Genomic DNA, 18020 nt, shown 5'->3' on the forward strand with positions numbered 1-18020 from the left:
TCACATTGTCTAATCTAATTGATCCATTGTCTTCCAAAGACGCTGAGCCACCTTGCTTGCTTCGGCATAGATAGGAGCGACATCAAATGGGAAGGCACGATCCTCATACACAAAACGTCCTTCAACCATTACGCTGTTGACGTTGCCCGCGTTAATACCAAACGCAATGTGTCCCGGCAGGTTATCTGCCACGAACGGAGTCGGGCTGGTGTAATCAAGGATGGTCAGATCAGCCTTGTTACCGGCATCCAGTCGGCCGAACTTGGCACCGAAGTTACGGGCCAGAATTTCGTTACCGTTCCAAAGATGACGCAAGAAGCTGTCAGGCCATAGCGGACCACCGGCATCGCGGTGCTTGAAGAAGGCAAACTTCAGCTCTTCAAACATATCGGCACCGATACCGTCGGTTCCCAGAGCGACATTGTTGAAGCGGGTCAGCTTGTGGTTATAACCAACGTTGTTGTTCATGTTTGAACGGGCGTTGTGAACCAGGAAGCCGCCTTTGGCATTCAGGATGTCGATGTCACGGTCAGACAGGTACAGGCCGTGTGCCAGCAGGGTCTTCTCGTTAATCAGACCAAAGCTGTCAAGACGTTCTACAATGTCCTGCGCGTAGTGGTGATGGCTGTGCGTTACGTCGTAACGGTCTTCTGCCACGTGGACATGAATACCTCGACCAGTCGCCTGCACCGCTTCTGCCATCATGGACAGACCTTCATCTGTCACAGTAAATGGCGCGTGGGCACCGATGTGCGCTTCAACCAGGTAAGGTTCTTTACCTTCTTCTTTCGCACGATCAATCAGTTGGGCAAACGCGATGTTTTCCTCAACACCGGCAGACATTTCTTTCAGGCCACCGTTACGATCCGTGGTTTCGAAGCAAGTCATACCGCGCAGACCGGCTTTCAGGAAGCCTTTACGCAATGTATTCAGCGAGCCTGCGATGTAGTTTGGCGAAGCATGGTGATCTATCACCGATGTGCAGCCGTTCTTAATCGCTTCCAGAGAGCAAATCAGGCCGCTGTAGTACAGCGCTTCTTCATCCAGGGCGCGGTCCATTCGCCACCACAGATTCTTAAGAATCGAAATGAAGTCAGGGCTTGGCTTGATGTCAGCCATGATGCCGCGAGCCAGACCTGAGTAGAAGTGGTTATGGGAGCAGACAATCCCCGGCATAACCAGCTTGCCTTTCATATCCTTGACGGTAGCGTCCGGGTACTTAACCACTAAGTCAGTGCCAACTTCTTTGATCTCGCCGCCATCGATCACGATGTCGACGCCCTCTTTGATCAGTGCAGGTTCGAACTGCACTGCTGTTGCATTTCTCAGTAATATCATTCCTGATTCCTCACCTAGACATCTACTCTGCCAAGAAGATAGCGATGGTTCGCGTGAACATAGCTGATGATAGTTGCTTCATCGGCCAGAGATTCAGGCATATCCAGTTCGCTTTGTTCGTTAATGCTGAAGGTATAGGTTTCACCCTGAGTCCTTACCAGTACCTGCTCGCCTTCAATGTAGAAGCCCGCATTAGTGCTGTTATTGAAGTCGTCACGCAGGTTGAAGATAGTGAACTTATCTTTGTAAGGCTTGCTGTCGTATGGACAGAACTGGGCACAGTTACCACATTCGTTACAGTAAGCGTCAATGTGCAGTGTCTGGAACTTATCTTTAAAGCCAGGAATTGGCAGTGAGATATTGGCGCGGTTCGGACAAACATCGACACACTTGCTACAGATGTATGAACATTCAAGACAACGCTGTGCTTCCTGTTCGATGAAGGCTTCGCGGTCTGCTTCTTCAAGCTTGCTGGCTTCAATCAGTTGGACCTGAATATCACCTTTGCGAGAGTAAACACCTTCTGCTGTAACATCAGAAACCACTTCCATCACTTCATCCTGCTTTGCTTCACGAGCCAGGATGGTAGTTGCAGCCTTACGACCGCCAGAAATTGCAGATACGATTGAAGATGGACCAGTATGGGCATCCCCCATCAGGAAGACATTCTCTACACCGGTTTCACAAGTTTCTGCGTCAACTGCAGGCCAGCCGTCTTCACCCATCGGGATACCCATACGGCCAAGAACGTCACGGTTAGACTGTTCACCGACTGCAGTAACAAGAGCATCAACCTGAAGTTCAATGGTTTTGTCGGTAGCAACTGGACGACGACGGCCTTTCTCATCAGGCTCACCCAGTTCCATCACACGGGCAGTCAGCTTGCCATCGACATCGAACTGCTCTGGATTGGTCAGGAACATGAACTGAACGCCATCTTCCACAGCTTCGTCATACTCTTCTTTATAAGCAGGCATTTCAGCAATAGTACGGCGGTAAAGGATGGTCACCTTCTCAACACCGTCTACTTTCAGAGCGGCACGGGCGCTATCCATTGCCGTGTTACCGGCACCTACTACAGCAACGTGTTTACCCAGTTTCAGCTCTTCGCCGTCATTGAAGGCACGCAGGAATTCCAGTGACTTGTACACATTGGTGTTATCACCGGACAGTGAAATCGGGTTGCCTTTATCGGCACCGATACCCAGACAGATGTACTTGAAGCCGCTTTCTTTCAGCGCATCAACTGTGATGTCAGGGTTGCTGCCGTATTCGATATGAACACCATGAGCAGTTACAAAGTCGATATCATGCTGGATAGTTTCAGCTGGAATACGGAACTGAGGAATGATGTTCTTAACCACACCACCGGCATTCTTCTCTTTTTCGAAGATAGTAACCGGATGACCTGCACGAGCCATGAAGTAAGCCGCAGACAAACCAGCAGGACCTGCACCGATAACAGCAACAGGGTGCTTCGCAGTATCCAGATCAGGTTCATGCCACTTAGCTTTATAACCTTCCCAGCCTTTCGCCAGGGCGATCTTCTTCATTTCACGAATGTTCAGCGCACCTTCGTAGTCACGGCGGGTACAGTTGTACTGACACTGATGATCACAAATGTGGCCGGTGATAGCAGGCAGTGCGTTACGGGAATAAATGACTTCCAGCGCTTCAGTGTACTTGTGCTCACCCATCAGGCGGATGTACTCAGGAATATCCTGGCTGATTGGACATGCTGTGACACATGGCGCGATGTAGCAGTCTGTCAGCGGCACAGCTTTCTTCACGCTGATATCTTCAGGGCCACGCCATTCTTTCTGGGTGTATTCAGCAACCAGAGATTTCGCAGCCAACGCTTCCAATTTAACCAGGTCAATTTGCTGCATGCCCCATTCGTTGCTGGTTTCAAGCTCCATTGCACAGTCAGCAAGACGCAGATAACCACCAGGCTTAAGCATGTCTGTTGCCATTGTGATTGGGCGGATACCGGTTTCGAAGATCTCTTTGATGTTGAACTTGCTGGCACCACCAGAGTAAGAAATTGGCAGTGTACCGTTAAATTCGCGGGACAGTTCCAGCGCAACATTAATAGACAGCGGGAACAAGGCGCGGCCCGACATGTACATTTCTTTGTCTGGTAGGCGGCCTTTACGGTTCAGAGTACCCAGGGTGTTGGTCAGCTTAACGCCGAAGCCGATACCTTTCTCTTTACCAAGGTCAACCAGGCGGTGAAGCATAGCTTTGGCATCTTCAATCTGAAGGTCATGGCTAAATGACTCTTCACTCAATGCAACATAATCAAACCCGGCATTGTCCAGAATGCCACGTACACGTTCGAAGCCTAGCAGCGTCGGATTCAGTTTAACGAAGGTGTTGATACCCTTATCATCAATCATGTAACGGCAGATTGCTTCGATTTCATGAGGGGGACAACCGTGCATGGTTGAAAGGGTTACGCCGCGGGTAAGCTGGGTAGGAATAGTTTCTGGCAGCGCATTCAGGCGATCGATGCGATCTTCCAGACCATACTCTTTAATGAATTCAGGGTCGGCGATGAAAGCTTTAAGCTCTTTAATATAAGCATGGAAGCTTTCGTGCTGGCTGGAATCAACCATGTCATCGATATATTTCTGCATCGGTGCAGTCTGAATACCGGAAAGGTCATAACCAACACTCATGTTAAAGATGAATGACTTAGGCTCACCTTCACCACGAGGTGCGAACACTTCTTCCAGTAAGTGCAGAGCAATCCACGCCTTCAGGTATTCATCATAGGCTTTTAGCAGGGTGAATTCGGTTGACCATTCAGTGTTGAAACATTCATCTTCTGCGTCGATACATGGCTTAGCAAGTTCAAGCTGATCCAGTTTCTGAACTGTTTTCAGCTCCATGAAGCGACCACCGGTCAGCCAGGATGTGATGATGTTCTGAGCCAACTGAGTGTGCGGACCGGCAGCAGGGCCAACCGCTGTTTCACAATATTCTCCCCATACAGACAGGTCTTCAGTCTTTGCAGCTTTGCGATAGAACTGCTTCGCCGGAATCCCAAAAATCGACTGGCTCTCCTTATATTCGCTGAAAACGCGATTCAGAAGTTCGCCAAACGGAACGGGACGCATAATGTCTCCCATGATAAATCTCCTTGATGCTGTTTTTTTCTTCTTCTGTCACAGCCAGCACATTCGTTGTGCAATGCGTAGGGCTAAGTGTCATAGGCCAAAATAGTTCAGCCAGATATAAACCTCATTGAGCAACTACTGCGCCAAACTTTAAAAACAGGTTAAATAACAAGAGATTTCATGATTAATTTCGTGACCGATGTCGAAACTAGACTTAATTATGTGAACACAAACAAGACTTGCTAATTAATTAAATCAAAGTAATAATACTTTTCAAATGAGTATGATTATTAATTAGAACGTATTTTCTATCAATTTAATAAATTGCTATCACTTTGATACAAGAAAATATGATAGTGAGAAAAAATAATAAAAAGACAAAAGGGTTTAAAATATTTTCAAATAAACGCCAGCAAAAAATTACCTCCATTTTTTTTCGAATAATTATATTTATTCTCAATACCACAAAAGCAATTTATCGCCCTCATCAAATATCAGATTGATAGATAAATAACTATCAACTCTCAATTTGATAGATTCACTGTGAGCCACAACACAGTTTCTTATAAGCTTCAGGCGTATCCACATCAAGGTGGATTTCAGATATTTCTAAACCAATGTGGACCACATTATGGCGGTAAATTAAACGTTTCATTTTTTCTTCTATATTTGCCTGGCGTATATCCTCCTTTATAAAAGCAGGAAGTAAAACTGGATGGCCCGGTTTATCTTTCGTGCCAGGAAATACAGTAAACAAGCCTCTTGCCAGCCAAACCTTCTGATAGATTTTCGAATAAACGCAGGGCATATCGCCGTGGCAAATAAAAAAATGTTCGCTTTCAACATGCCTTACACCCTGCTGAATAGAACTGAACATTCCTTGCTTGTAGTCAGTATTCACTACCACTTTAACGTTCTGTTTTTCTCGGTATCGTTCAAGTAACTCTTTCCCTCGATAACCAACAACCAGAATTACCCGACTACAGAACTGAAGCGCGTTTTCGATACTTTCATCAAGGATCGTATGTTGTTGATAAGGTAACATCATCTTCCAGTTTCCCATACGAGATGACAAACCGGCTGCGGGCATAACGCAATCTAATTGTGTTGGTCTTTCCATAGCAATTTTCTCTTATTGCCTATCAGCCTTTAGGGAAGATTTACTCTTCCTTTCTTATAACTACTCTTGTCACAACCAGCTTATGAGGCCTGACATGAATTCTCGCCAATTATATTCAGACATATTTGAATATTCATATAATTCACCGTTGGTTATATCTCTAGTTGGTGGTGGAGGTAAAACATCAACAGCATTTTGGCTGGCTAAAGAATTCAAAAAAAGAGGTCATCGTGTATGTGTTACCACCACTACAAAAATGTATTCACCGAAGAAAAACCAGGCTGATAATTTCATTAAAATCGATAATTCAAACCTAGAAAGCATATCACAACTGACAAAAGACTTATCGGACCAAAGCGTCACTTTTTGTTATCAACACCTAATTCCCACCAACAACAAAAGTGAAGAAAATAAAGTGTCCGGCATCACATGTGATGACATTGAACAATTAAAAAATGGTTCATATTTCACAGTTTTTATTATTGAAGCCGATGGAGCAAAATGCTTGCCAATTAAAGCTCCTGACAGGCATGAGCCTTGCATTCCTATTTCTTCGGATATGGTTATCGGTGTCACCGGAGCAGAAATCATTAATACCCGGGCTATTCCCGAAAAGATACACCGCTGGCATTTATTTTCTGCCCTGACCCAGTGTTCCGCCGGTGAACTGATTGATCGGCGAATATTAGGAAATTTGATTGTTCACCCTCAGGGGCTGTTTAAAAACGCACCTGATAAAGCCCGAAAAATATGGCTAATAAACAAAATCGACCTGACTCATGACTACACCTCGCTGGTAAAACTGGCACAACAAGTTCTTGAGCAGGCCAACAATCTTGATGCCATCTGGCTGGCGACGATGAACAGTCAAGCACCGATTAAAGAAAGACTGGTAAAGCAGAAGTTGCCGATCGGCAATTAGCTTTATCTAGAGACATTGAGGTCACGATTCATGAACATCTTTGCTAAGGCAGCACAACTAGAAGAACAAAACACTCCATTCGCACTGGCTAATATTATCGAAACCCGCGGATCCGCACCTCGCCACTCAGGCCAGATGATCGTCAAGAGCGACGGCGCCATCATAGGTACTGTCGGCGGCGGCATGATAGAACGCTACGTCATCGAACAATCACTGGAAGCCCTACAGGAACGTAAACCACGCGTAGTTAAAGGCCGCATGACCCGTACTGGACCCGAAGCCATGGGGATGGATTGCGGTGGCGCGATGAGCGTATTTATTGATGTCTATGGCCTGCGTCCGAACTTAATCCTGATCGGAGCAGGTCACGTTAACCGTGCGGTTGCCCACGCAGCTCACGTACTGGGTTTTGATATCACTGTCGCGGATGCCTACGCTGACAGCCTGGCAGAAGAGAATTTCCCGGCAGGAACCAAACGTGTTCAGGGGCAGACGATGGAAGATGCCATCGATCAGCTGGATATAAACAAAGACAGCTACGTGGTGATTGCCACCAACCACCAGGATCAGGATGCAATTACCAAAGTCGTCGACTGCGACACTAAATATACCGGCCTGATGGCCAGCCGCCGTAAGGTACAAACTCTGTTTAACCACCTGCGCAGTTGTAACGTCAGTGAAGCCCATATTCAGGCAATCCACTCACCGGTCGGCTTCAACATAGGCGCTGAAACCCCGGAAGAAATTGCCATCAGCATCATGGGCGAGATCCTAAAAGTGAAGAACCAGGCCGCCGGTGGTCAAATGAAAGACGATACCCGCCTTAACCGCAACAAACTGGTGATGATCCGCGGTGCCGGTGATATCGCTACCGGTGTTGCGATCCGCCTGCATAATGCCGGTTTCAAAGTGGTAATGACCGATATATCACAACCTACCGTTATCCGCTGCACTGTTGCTTTCGCCCAGTGTCTGTATGGTGAATCGGTCGAAGTTGAAGGTGTTAAGGCGCAGAAGGCCATCACCACAGAAGATGTATTCCGTATTCTGGATAACAAACAAATTCCGGTTCTGGTTGACGAAGAGTGTGCCTCAATCGACAAACTCAAACCAACCTTCCTGATTGATGCCATCCTTGCCAAACGTAACCTGGGAACCCGACGCGACATGGCACCAATCACCATTGCATTAGGCCCTGGCTTTACAGCCGGTATTGACTGCGATGCGGTAATCGAAACCAACAGAGGCCACTACATGGGCCGGGTTATCTATAACGGCGCAACTCAGCCAAACACAGGAATACCAGGCAATATCGCCGGGTACACCCACCAGCGTGTACTGCGCGCCCCATGTGAAGGCATTATGCATAACCATGTCAAACTCGGCGATATCGTAGAAGAAGGGGATGTTATTGCCCATGTCGGCGATACACCGGTTATTGCACCTTTGGGCGGTATGGTTCGCGGCTTGCTCAATGAAGGGCTGACAGTCACCGATGGCTTCAAGATTGGTGATATCGACCCTCGTGGTATTGAAGCTGACTTCACAACTGTATCAGACAAAGCCCGAGCAATCGGCGGCAGTGTTCTCGAAGCAATGCTTCACCTGGAGCAAACTACTTTGAATTAGGATTTAAATCAATAATTTAGGCTATTTGCCGTGATACTATCGCGGCTATTAGGACATCAACGACATGGCTGATTCCGCACCTTTGGTCAGAAAGCTATCGACTGGTAAACCGGAACAGCCATCATGGAGTGAGTATCGTTATGAAAACACATAGCTATTTCCATCGTTTCGTTACCAGCGTGGTATTAATGTCAGCCGCTGCTATTGCCCTTAAAGGCTTTTATATGCCGGAGCATATAGCTCTGTTGCTCAGGGATACCGGACTTGCCCCCATGGTGTATGTTGATGTCCTTTCTTTTGCCCTTCCCCTTGCCTTAACCGTCTGCGCTTTACTGGCTATCAGCTCTCTAACATCAATCGCCCCGGTTGTATTTTGTCTTGGCATCTACGTTGCTCTTTCTGGTCTTGCGCTTTATCAGGGATTGCACTTCGACTGCGGCTGCTACCTGCCAGGCTCCGTTGAATCACAAGTCTACAGTCAGCTTGAACCACAGTTCATTATTCAGGCACTGATCACAGCTGTTGCTGGCGGTCTGTATGCATTCAACTTGCGTTTTATGAAGTGCACCGCAATGCATACAGCGTAATTTTGCTATTATCCGTTTTCTTTTTTTGCCGCCCTTTGCGGAAAACTCACACATTAGGAGTAAATCATGCCTTTCAGCAAACTACGTATTCATCGTCCGCGACGAAGCTTTCTGCTTAATGCATTCATTATCACTGCGGGTCTGATGATTGTTCCCCTGACGGCAAATGCCGGTCTTTTCGATGGCAAATTCAAGACTGAAGTTCAAACTGAACAAGTTGCGATTAAACTTCATAACGATACCCTTGCTGGTGGTTACCAGCTGATTGACACTCAGGGCGTGAAGAACCTTCTGGACAGCGGTAAAGAGGTGTTGGTTGTTGATGCAATGCCTTACAAGGACAGCTACAAAAAGGAGCACATTCCTTCAGCTCTTCAATTCGAGTTCCCGATTGCAGACATGCATGAATGGAACACAGCGCAAACTGACGGAAAATCGCTTAAAACCTTTACACAGTTACTGGGTGCAGACAAAGACAAAACACTGGTGTTCTACTGTGGATTTGTTAAGTGCGGTCGAAGCCACAATGCTGCAGCATGGGCTATTAAACTGGGTTACAACAATGTTTACCGCTACCCAGGCGGCATCTATGCATGGAAAGGCGCAGGCTTTGACACTGCTGGTGAATAAGCGGTTTATTTATTAACCTCAAAAATCAGCAAGATGAAAAGAAAAAAGGTGAGACACGTTCTCACCTTTTTTATTGATAATGCATACAAGCACTCCTTCTAATAATTACGCAGGAAAAATTTCCTGGAACAAGGCAGAGTTTGCAGTAACTAGTGGGCATAATTTCAAAAATTCTAACGCAGTAACAGGTAATTTTAACCAGTAATTAAAATGATATCTGTGAGTCTAGGGTCACCACCAAATTATAATGTTTAGTATCCACCAGCCCGACTGGCACCATGCCCAAATTAAACGTCCAGAAATCAAACGGAGCCAGTTTCAGATAAGGCTGCGCAAGTGGCACAACTGGCATATCAGTCTCTTCTTCATAACCCGTTGAACCGCCGAGACGCACCCCAAAGCCCATATATGATGTAGCATCATACTCAAATGCTTTGTACACCGCGACACTCTGACGGCGATAACTGTTCTCAAACGAAATAATACCGTAACCATCCACTTCGGCACCGAGGCCAAGATTTACTTCATTGAGATTAATACAATTATTACTGGGACAAAAATAATGCTGGCTGGCAATTGGGACCGTCATTCGTATATCACTTGCAGCAGCCATAGAGGAAGCAAAGGCGAAACCAATCGCTAATGCTCTTTTCATTTCTAAGTTCCTGTTATTTCTTAATCGTGATATTCATGGCGCACTAAACCACACCAGAGAATCACCCTTAGATTGCTGATGTTTAGTACCTTTATTTTTATTTCAGTGAGTTAGATTGATATAACAATATTTATCCTGACATACTCAATACTGTTATTCCTATCTTTCAGACATTTATCTTTCTTATAGCAACACCCTTTCTCTTTTTTAAATTAACAAGACAGTTTGCTGGTTCAACGCCTGACAATTCAGGCATCATTAATCACATAGGAGAACACATAATGACCAGTTTTCATTTTTAGTCAAATGTGAAATATCGATAATGCGCACAAAAAAGTCTTAGCGCTGAGAAAAACAGTGGTTGATTAAAATAATGTATTGAGAAATTTCGACTTTATATTTTCAATTATTTTTCAGGATGAGTTGTAATTATTTATGATCACCTGAACAAAAAAGTACTATTTCGCAATTTCACACCTTTTATATGCAACTGCAGCGACAAGGCCGGACAATATGCCAGCCTCAAACATCACAGGTTCAGTATAAAAACAGGTATAGTACTTACGAGCATGGCTGAAGCTCAGACATTATCAAGTCCCCCCCATTAACGAACACCCTCATCAAGTAGAGCCTCACCCAGCAAGACCCTCCTGCACCAGCAATTGAGTCAGTCGCTCAACGATCTCATCTATCAAGCTAAGAATTTGTTTATTGTCAGCAGCATTCGCAGAGCTGATTTGTAATAATAACGCAGTTAAATTATGTTCGAACAATTCCGGTAACTTATTACAATTATGAAGAGCAATATTGATAAGCTTTTTCTCTCCGGGATGCGGCATTTCATTTATGGCAAAAACAATATCAAAGTAACTAGCAATAAATTCTGCAATACGATGATTAACGCTAATAATATCATTTCTCGCCAGTGCCTTTTTAATCTGATTGCGATACGCAGGCATACTTGAGTTAAGCAATGGATAGTTTTTTGAAATTATATTTCTTTTCAATTCACCAGGATAACTTACTGAGTATTTATCAATGAGTATTCCAGCCTTTCCATCCCGTTCATAGAGTACTTTTGAGTTCAGAAGGTTATACCAAAAACAAGTGCTGTATCCGGTACTTGCCTGATAAACATTTACCACTCTATTTAATTCTTTATCCAGCCAGTCAATATTTCGGTATATTAATTCTATTTCTGTTCCGTCTTTCAATACTCCATCATCTTCTGTTTCCCAATATTGATTGTTAATTTCCATATATGAGCAGTATTGGTCAGTAATCTCTTTTCTCACCTCTACAGGAATGTCATTACTTGTGTAAATATAAACATCGTAATCTGATAGCTCATCATCGGCCTGAACGGCTCTGGAGCCGGCAAGTAAAATCGCGTCCACTTGCTCCAACTTTGAAAAGCTCTTCACCATTTCATCAAAGTAAAAATTGCCCACTTGTTACTCCTGTTGTGCTTAGCAGTTTAAAAACTGACAAAGAGTAACCGGACTGAATTACACAATATGTGCGCCTGACATCATTAACGAGCCCACGGTAAGCATAAATATGCTCGCGCTATCAATAATTAAACAGTGAATATCATTTTGATACTTGTTCTCTCAGGATCAGTTTCAATTTGAACGAATAAAACTTTTCATTACCTACGCATGTCACAATTTTATGGTCTTGATTCTAAAGAAGATCGACTTTCATGCTGCTCTTTGTGTTGATTCGACAGTCAATATCTCATCAAGATCACGTTTAACAACATAAGTAGCTGTTTTCACTTCATTCTGGTCTGAATCCTGCCTGATGCTCCCTGTCGAAGTTGCCACTGGCACCTTAAAGGTTTGGTTGTCCTGACAAGACAACCTGTCGGACACGTCACCGACACGCCAGTGTTTAATCATCCTCGATGCAGCAATTCAAACCAATAAGTTGTTTGTCATTGGCTAATACACCAGCCAATGTAAGAGGGAGCAATACATGACGCGTTACAACCAGGTAGGTAAAGGCCTACCACGCACAGACGGCCTGGCCAAGGTTACAGGTCAGGCAATATATGGAGATGATATTAAAATGCCCGGAATGCTGTATGGTGTGTGTCGCTATACAGATATACCCGCCGGGAAGATATTAAGCATTGACACATCTGAAGCTGACGCCATTGAGGGCGTAGTACGGATTGCTACTTTTGATGATATTCCCGGTGACCCTACCGCCGGTGTTATCATTCGCGACTACCATCCTATCTGCCGCGATTTTGTTCGCTATAGCGGCGATGTGGTTGCAGTTGTCGCCGCTGAGACCTACGAGGCAGCCTGCCTTGCCGCCGACAAAATTAAGGTCGAATATGAACTTTTCGCACCAATCAATACTGTCCATGAGGCACTGGAGCCCGACGCCCGGCTAATCCACCCGGAATCCGGTTCCAATATCGTCGCTGAACACCATACCCATAAAGGGGATGCAGCGATGGCCATAGAACAGGCTGAAATGGTGCTGGAGCGAACTTATCAGGTCGGCTTCCAGGAGCACGGTTATATCGAACCAGAATCGATTACCGCCTATCTTGATCCGACTTCCCGTGACCTTATTATCACAGGCTCGATCCAGAACCCGCACCGGGTTCGGGGATTTGTTGCCGGATTCATGGGACTAAACCAATCACAAGTTGATGTTCGCCGCGCCGTTATGGGCGGTTCATTCGGGGGTAAAGATGACGGTGTCGACCACCTAGCCTGTCGAACCGCACTGATGGCATCGCTGACCGGGCGCCCGGTCAAAATCACCTACACTCGCGAACAATCCATTATCGAAAGCACCAAGCGGCACCCCTACCACATGAACTATAAGGTAGGTTTCAGCCGGGACGGCCGCATTCAGGGTATCAAGATTGACATTCTTGCCGATGCCGGTGGCTACGCTGCTTGTACACCTTTCGTCACCTGGCGCTCCGTCGTTCAGGCTGCCGGCCCTTACGATATTGAACATGTTCGGGTCGATATTAAAGGCGTCTATACCAATAACAGTATGTCCGGGGCAATGCGGGGATTCGGTTCTCCTCAGATCATTTTTGCCAATGAATCCCTGATGGACGAAATAGCCGAAGCTTGCAACCTGGATCCGGTTAAGATCAGAGAAATCAACGCCCTTAAGCAAGGCGGTAAGAGTATTACCGGCCAATGCTTTGACAACCATACGGTTTCCGCTATTGAAGTGTTGGACAAAGCAGCGCAGCAGTCAGAGTTCCTTGCAAAACAGGAGCATTACCGTCGCCTTAATGCCAGCCGCGATCCGGTGAAATACGGTATCGGCCTGGCGCTGAGCTACCGGGGCTGTTCAATGGGGGCAGAAGGTGTTGATACTTCAAGCGCACTGGTGACAGTGAATGCGGACGGCAGTGTCAATGTCTCCACCGGGGTATGCGAAAACGGTCAGGGTCTGCAAACAACCATGTCGACCATTGCCGCCGAAGTACTCGGACTAAAACTTGCTGACGTCAACTTTGTAGAGCCACCGACGTCCTTAATTGCGGATGGCGGCCCGACTGTTGCGTCACGCGCGACCGTCACCGGCGGTAATGCGGTGAAAGACGGCGCTGAGAAGATCAAAGCCCGGATTTTCGATGTGATAAAAGCCGATCTCGGCGTCAGTCAGATCGACGAAACCCACTGGGCTGACGGTTATATCCAAAGCAAACACGATGACGAAAACAAAATCAGTTTTGCTGACGCAGCCAATAAAACCAAATGGGCCGGTGTTAACCTCGCCGCGTATGGCTGGTTCGATCAGCCCGCCATTCACTGGGATGAAGAGAAAGGCACTGGCTCGCCTTATTTCACCTGGGTATACGGCTGTCAGATCGTTGACCTGAAAGTAGATACCAGCACAGGTAAAGTCGAGCTGCTTGATGTCACTGCTGTGCATGATGTCGGTCAGGTAATTAACAAGGTCGGTTTTGAAGGCCAGGTCGCGGGCGGTATCGCTCAGGGATTCGGCCTCGGGGTACTTGAAGACTTCAACATTGAACACGGTAACGTTAAGTCCGAAAACCTCGACAGCTACCTGCTGCCAACTATTAAGGACATTCCGACACTTAATATTGAGGCTGTAGAAAACCATGACGCCGGAGGCCCGTTCGGTGCCAAGAGTATCGGTGAACCGGCTGCCGAACTGGCTGCCGCCGCAATTACCAATGCCGTTGCTTTTGCAACAAGTGTCCGGCACCGCCAATTACCGCTGACCCTTGAGCAAATTTTCCTTGGCTACAACCTGAAAAAACCAGCTCGTCAGAGTGAACTGGTTCATGCCTCGGAAGAGAAAAAGCAGACTCATCGCATCAACGGCTTCAGTGTTATTAATCCGTCATCACTGGATGAAGCACTGTCGCAACTGGCTGACGGTAAAGCAACGGCCCTCGCAGGCGGTACCGATGTGCTGGTACAGGGACGTCTGCAAAATTCTCCCCGTACACTCATCAACATCGCCGGATTAGCTGAATTATGCGGCATAGAAGAAACAGACTCTCACGTGATTATCGGTAGCGGTGTCAACTTCAACCGCCTGACAGAACATCCTGCTGTTCAGGACGCTTTCCCGCTGCTTGCTACCGCCTGTCACACTATCGGCTCAAACCAGATCCGTAACCGAGCTACTATCGGCGGTAACATCGTCAATGCTGCTCCGTGTGCCGACTCAGTTCCACCTTTGGTTGCTTATGGAGCCGATGTTGAACTTCGCTCGGTAGACACTACACGACGCATGTCGTTGTCAGAGTTCATTACCGGCGGTTACCGCACTGAACTACAGCAAGGTGAATTACTCACCCGGGTATTCATTCCTAAGCTGCCCCATCAGCATTTTGTCCAGAAATACAGCCAGCTCGGACGACGTAATGCCCTCAACATTACCCGCCTCAGCCTGACCTGCCTAATGGATTTCAATGCCGACGATTCGGTTCGGGAATGTCGACTGGTTGATGGTGCATTGTTCAGTAAACCGCAACGGTTAACCCCTGCCGAAGAAGTACTTATTAACCAAACGCTGACGGTTGAATCCATTAACCAAGCCATCGAGGTTTTGAAAGAGATGATAGACAGTGCGATCGGCGGTCGCTGGTCTGCTGCTTATAAACAGCCGGTTTATCTCAACATGTTCAGAGATCTGATGAACGAGATCCAAAAGCAACAGCAAGGAGAAGCATTATGAGTCTATTGGCAACTAACCTGACGCCAGTGGCATTGACCGTTAACGGCAAGGCATACCAACTTCAGGTTGACGGCAACACCCGACTTCTCGACTTGCTACGCAACGATCTCGGCCTGACTGGAACCAAAGAAGGCTGCGCAGTCGGCGAATGCGGAGCCTGTACTGTCGTCATGGACGGTGCAGCAGTCTGTTCCTGCATGATCCTGGCAGCACAATGTCAACTGGCAGAGATTGTCACTATCGAAGGCCTGAAAGACGATCCGCTTGCTCAGAAGTTACAGCAATCTTTCATTGAAAGAGGCGGCGTACAGTGTGGATTCTGCACGCCGGGTGTGATGATGAGCACCTGGGCTCTGATGAAGAAACAACCAAACCCGAGTTCAGAGCAAATCATGGATGCGTTGGAAGGAAACCTGTGCCGCTGTACCGGCTATCAACCGATCCTTAATGCGATCAATGCCGTTATCGACGACATCGCAGCGGATATAGCCAGCTAAATCAAATGGCTATATCAGCAGCAAACAAATAAAAACGTGAGCAAATGTCCGTTCCCCTGTTCCGGCAGGGGAACACACAGAATTCTAAAAAAATGCGCATGAGCGTAAGGACACAACTATGCAATTACTCTATACCCTCAATGAAAAGCCCCCCCAGGGGGTGACGTTTTTCCTCGCCCTACAACACATGCTCGCCTCGATCGGCGGTATCGTCACCGTTCCTCTGATCGTCGGCGGTGCCATCGGCCTTCCTGAAGGAGAAGTCGTCACCCTGATCAGCGCCTCGCTGTTTGTTTCCGGTATCGCCACTATTGTCCAATGTATTGGTGTCGGTCCCGTCGGCATTCGCCTTCCAGTGGTTATGGGATCCAGTTTTGCTTTCCTGGGTACCCTAATTACGATTGGTAAAACATCGGGAATGTCGACAATCCTCGGTGCAGCCTTTGTCGGATCCTTCATGGTGATCATTGCCAGCTTCTATATGGAACAAATACGTAAATTGTTCCCTAACCTTGTAAGCGGTGTAGTGGTAACCCTCATCGGTCTGACAATCCTGCCAGTGGCAATGAACTGGATTGGTGATGCCCCTGCAGGCGACCCATCCTTCGCTTCCCTGCCGAAGATCTTCCTTGCTGCGGCTTCTCTGGCTGTCGTGATCGGGGTATCGGTTTTCTGTAAAGGTGCGATTGCTGCTTCAGCCATCGTTATCGGGCTGGCCGTAGGTTACATCCTGGCTATTCCACTCGGTATGGTCGACCTGACTCAACTCTATGAAGCCCAATGGGTGGCCTCACCTGAACCGTTTAAGTACGGCATGACATTTTCGATGCCGGCAATTATCAGTATGACTTTGGTTTATCTGGTGGTGGTTGCCGAAGCTACCGGGGACTTCATGGCTCTGGGCAGCAACTGCCATGTTGATGTCTCAGGTAAGGATCTTAAACGTGGCTTACTGGGTGACGGCCTTGGCAGTACTTTCGGCTCTATGCTGTCAGCTATGCCGGTTGCCAGTTTCAGCCAGAACGTTGGTATAGTCGGGATCAGTGGTGTTGCCAGCCGCTTTGTGGTCGCAGTTACCGGTATTCTGCTGGTTCTTGGTGGCCTGTTCCCTAAACTTGCAGCATTGGCGGTAACGGTTCCCAAACCGGTTCTGGGAGGTGTCGGCTTTGTGATGTTCGGAATGATTGCATACGCCGGGATCCGAATGCTGCTCAATGCCGCCGATTCGCGCCGTAATGCGCTGGTTGTCTGTGTCGGCCTGGCATCCGGTCTTGCCGTGACACTGGAACCACGCCTGCTGCAACACTTCCCTGAAGATTTGCAGATGGTATTCCACTCAGGTATCACCACTGGTACTCTGGCGACGGTCATTCTTAATCAACTGTTGCCAAAATCGAAAAAAAAGCAGACATCTGACGGAAAAATGACTGCAAAAGGCATATTAATCAAACCGGACAAACGAGCATCCCGCTTGCTGGAAGCAAAAGCCCGTCGTGCAGCGCAGCTTGCAGCCAGTAAATAATTTAAATCAAGAACTTAAACACAAAAACAGAGCCACCTTAATCGGCTCTGTTTTTTATACACGCAACAACCTTAATCCCCTCCGCCACTTTGAAACAAAAACCCATAATCAATCACAAAAACATACAAACGTAAGACATGTAAGAGGCAGTTTTTTTCTTCCAACTTAAATTGACATACTTGTTAATAATTAGATACCCTTCCCACTGCTTATACCTAATAGGCATTACATATAAAAAACAAATAGCAGTGGTAATCATGAAAAAAGTAGTACTTGCAGCACTTCTGGCAGCTGCATCTGCGCCTTCAATGGCAACAGAAAACCTTTGGCGCGACTGTGGTATCGGTCACTGGATCGCTGGTCCGACATGGAAAGGTCTACCGGCTATCACCACTAACCTGGTTTGGGACCTTGGTTCAACCGCAACCACCTCTCACGTATCAACACCTTCTATCTGTGCTGGTCCATTCTGGGCTGCCGCTAAATTTATCAATGATACTTACCCGCTGATCGAACAAGATACTGTTCAGGGCAGTGGTGAGCACATGATGGCAATGCTAGATATCTTCGAATGTGATGCTGCAGCCCGTCCAGCAATCGTTAATGGCATCCGTCAGGACTTCGCAGAATCTCTTAACAACACAAATTACAGCAACATGGGCCAGTCCGAGAAAGCGGAAGGCTACTACAACATGGTCGTTGAAAACGTAAACCAGTTCTCAGGTCAGTGCAGCGCTGTTTAATGCTGAGCAACGGGTGAATACATAAGCGCAGGAAGATTTTCTTGCGCTTT

At 46.9% G+C, this 18020-nt stretch carries 14 protein-coding genes; 8 read left to right on the top strand and 6 right to left on the bottom strand.

All coding sequences use genetic code 11. From position 1 onward, the window contains the following. Positions 1–9: 9 nt before the first annotated feature. From ssnA to mocA, 3 genes are all read right to left on the bottom strand, one after another. Positions 10–1338, bottom strand: a complete 1329-nt coding sequence (gene ssnA / locus C942_RS14850) for a putative aminohydrolase SsnA (protein WP_007467010.1) — start codon at positions 1336–1338, stop codon at positions 10–12. A 14-nt stretch (positions 1339–1352) separates the two neighbouring features. Continuing rightward, on the bottom strand, positions 1353–4472 hold the full coding sequence (ygfK, locus tag C942_RS14855; RefSeq protein ID WP_007467012.1) for a putative selenate reductase subunit YgfK: 3120 nt from the start codon (positions 4470–4472) through the stop codon (positions 1353–1355). A gap of 526 nt (positions 4473–4998) precedes the next feature. Beyond that, on the bottom strand, positions 4999–5580 hold the full coding sequence (mocA, locus tag C942_RS14860; RefSeq protein WP_007467014.1) for a molybdenum cofactor cytidylyltransferase: 582 nt from the start codon (positions 5578–5580) through the stop codon (positions 4999–5001). A 94-nt stretch (positions 5581–5674) separates the two neighbouring features. On the opposite strand from mocA, the gene yqeC reads away from it, so the two are divergent. The 4 genes from yqeC (at position 5675) to C942_RS14880 (ending at position 9348) form a co-directional block, all read left to right on the top strand. Further along, positions 5675–6502, top strand: a complete 828-nt coding sequence (yqeC, locus tag C942_RS14865) for a selenium cofactor biosynthesis protein YqeC (RefSeq protein ID WP_007467015.1) — start codon at positions 5675–5677, stop codon at positions 6500–6502. A gap of 30 nt (positions 6503–6532) precedes the next feature. After that, complete coding sequence (gene yqeB, locus C942_RS14870) at positions 6533–8131, top strand: selenium-dependent molybdenum cofactor biosynthesis protein YqeB (RefSeq protein WP_007467017.1); 1599 nt, start codon at positions 6533–6535, stop codon at positions 8129–8131. 140 nt (positions 8132–8271) lie between these two features. Continuing rightward, entirely contained in the window at positions 8272–8718 is a 447-nt protein-coding gene (locus tag C942_RS14875) for a MauE/DoxX family redox-associated membrane protein (protein ID WP_007467019.1), read from the top strand. A gap of 66 nt (positions 8719–8784) precedes the next feature. Further along, entirely contained in the window at positions 8785–9348 is a 564-nt protein-coding gene (locus C942_RS14880) for a rhodanese-like domain-containing protein (protein ID WP_007467021.1), read from the top strand. A gap of 205 nt (positions 9349–9553) precedes the next feature. Here the strand turns inward: C942_RS14880 and C942_RS14885 are convergent, their stop codons facing one another. From C942_RS14885 to C942_RS25115, 3 genes are all read right to left on the bottom strand, one after another. Then, on the bottom strand, positions 9554–10003 hold the full coding sequence (locus tag C942_RS14885) for a hypothetical protein (RefSeq protein ID WP_007467022.1): 450 nt from the start codon (positions 10001–10003) through the stop codon (positions 9554–9556). A 632-nt stretch (positions 10004–10635) separates the two neighbouring features. After that, complete coding sequence (locus C942_RS14890) at positions 10636–11454, bottom strand: DUF4037 domain-containing protein (RefSeq protein WP_007467024.1); 819 nt, start codon at positions 11452–11454, stop codon at positions 10636–10638. A 252-nt stretch (positions 11455–11706) separates the two neighbouring features. Next, positions 11707–11907 (bottom strand): hypothetical protein, encoded by a 201-nt coding sequence (locus tag C942_RS25115; RefSeq protein WP_007467026.1) that lies wholly within the window; start codon positions 11905–11907, stop codon positions 11707–11709. A 76-nt stretch (positions 11908–11983) separates the two neighbouring features. On the opposite strand from C942_RS25115, the gene C942_RS14895 reads away from it, so the two are divergent. The 4 genes from C942_RS14895 to C942_RS14910 all read left to right on the top strand — a co-directional run bounded on the left by C942_RS14895 (position 11984) and on the right by C942_RS14910 (position 17970). Next, a complete protein-coding gene (locus C942_RS14895) occupies positions 11984–15208 on the top strand; it encodes a molybdopterin cofactor-binding domain-containing protein (RefSeq protein ID WP_007467029.1) in 3225 nt (1074 codons plus the stop codon). Further along, positions 15205–15705, top strand: coding sequence for a (2Fe-2S)-binding protein (locus tag C942_RS14900; RefSeq protein ID WP_007467031.1), 501 nt, complete (start codon positions 15205–15207; stop codon positions 15703–15705). The genes C942_RS14895 and C942_RS14900 overlap by 4 nt, the downstream gene beginning before the upstream one ends. 118 nt (positions 15706–15823) lie before the next feature. Continuing rightward, positions 15824–17227, top strand: coding sequence for a nucleobase:cation symporter-2 family protein (locus C942_RS14905; protein ID WP_007467033.1), 1404 nt, complete (start codon positions 15824–15826; stop codon positions 17225–17227). Between the two features lie 257 nt (positions 17228–17484). After that, positions 17485–17970, top strand: coding sequence for a DUF3015 family protein (locus C942_RS14910; RefSeq protein ID WP_007467035.1), 486 nt, complete (start codon positions 17485–17487; stop codon positions 17968–17970). Positions 17971–18020: the final 50 nt, after the last annotated feature.

Origin of the sequence: Photobacterium marinum, from assembly GCF_000331515.1 — a bacterium.
Lineage (GTDB): Bacteria > Pseudomonadota > Gammaproteobacteria > Enterobacterales > Vibrionaceae > Photobacterium > Photobacterium marinum.

Excerpts from the sequence above, each read along its gene's own strand:
- ssnA (WP_007467010.1), bottom strand. The coding sequence starts at position 1,338 with ATGATATTACTGAGAAATGCAACAGCAGTGCAGTTCGAACCTGCACTG.
- ygfK (WP_007467012.1), bottom strand. The coding sequence starts at position 4,472 with ATGGGAGACATTATGCGTCCCGTTCCGTTTGGCGAACTTCTGAATCGC.
- mocA (WP_007467014.1), bottom strand. The coding sequence starts at position 5,580 with ATGGAAAGACCAACACAATTAGATTGCGTTATGCCCGCAGCCGGTTTG.
- yqeC (WP_007467015.1), top strand. The coding sequence starts at position 5,675 with ATGAATTCTCGCCAATTATATTCAGACATATTTGAATATTCATATAAT.
- yqeB (WP_007467017.1), top strand. The coding sequence starts at position 6,533 with ATGAACATCTTTGCTAAGGCAGCACAACTAGAAGAACAAAACACTCCA.
- C942_RS14875 (WP_007467019.1), top strand. The coding sequence starts at position 8,272 with ATGAAAACACATAGCTATTTCCATCGTTTCGTTACCAGCGTGGTATTA.
- C942_RS14880 (WP_007467021.1), top strand. The coding sequence starts at position 8,785 with ATGCCTTTCAGCAAACTACGTATTCATCGTCCGCGACGAAGCTTTCTG.
- C942_RS14885 (WP_007467022.1), bottom strand. The coding sequence starts at position 10,003 with ATGAAAAGAGCATTAGCGATTGGTTTCGCCTTTGCTTCCTCTATGGCT.
- C942_RS25115 (WP_007467026.1), bottom strand. The coding sequence starts at position 11,907 with ATGATTAAACACTGGCGTGTCGGTGACGTGTCCGACAGGTTGTCTTGT.
- C942_RS14895 (WP_007467029.1), top strand. The coding sequence starts at position 11,984 with ATGACGCGTTACAACCAGGTAGGTAAAGGCCTACCACGCACAGACGGC.
- C942_RS14900 (WP_007467031.1), top strand. The coding sequence starts at position 15,205 with ATGAGTCTATTGGCAACTAACCTGACGCCAGTGGCATTGACCGTTAAC.
- C942_RS14905 (WP_007467033.1), top strand. The coding sequence starts at position 15,824 with ATGCAATTACTCTATACCCTCAATGAAAAGCCCCCCCAGGGGGTGACG.
- C942_RS14910 (WP_007467035.1), top strand. The coding sequence starts at position 17,485 with ATGAAAAAAGTAGTACTTGCAGCACTTCTGGCAGCTGCATCTGCGCCT.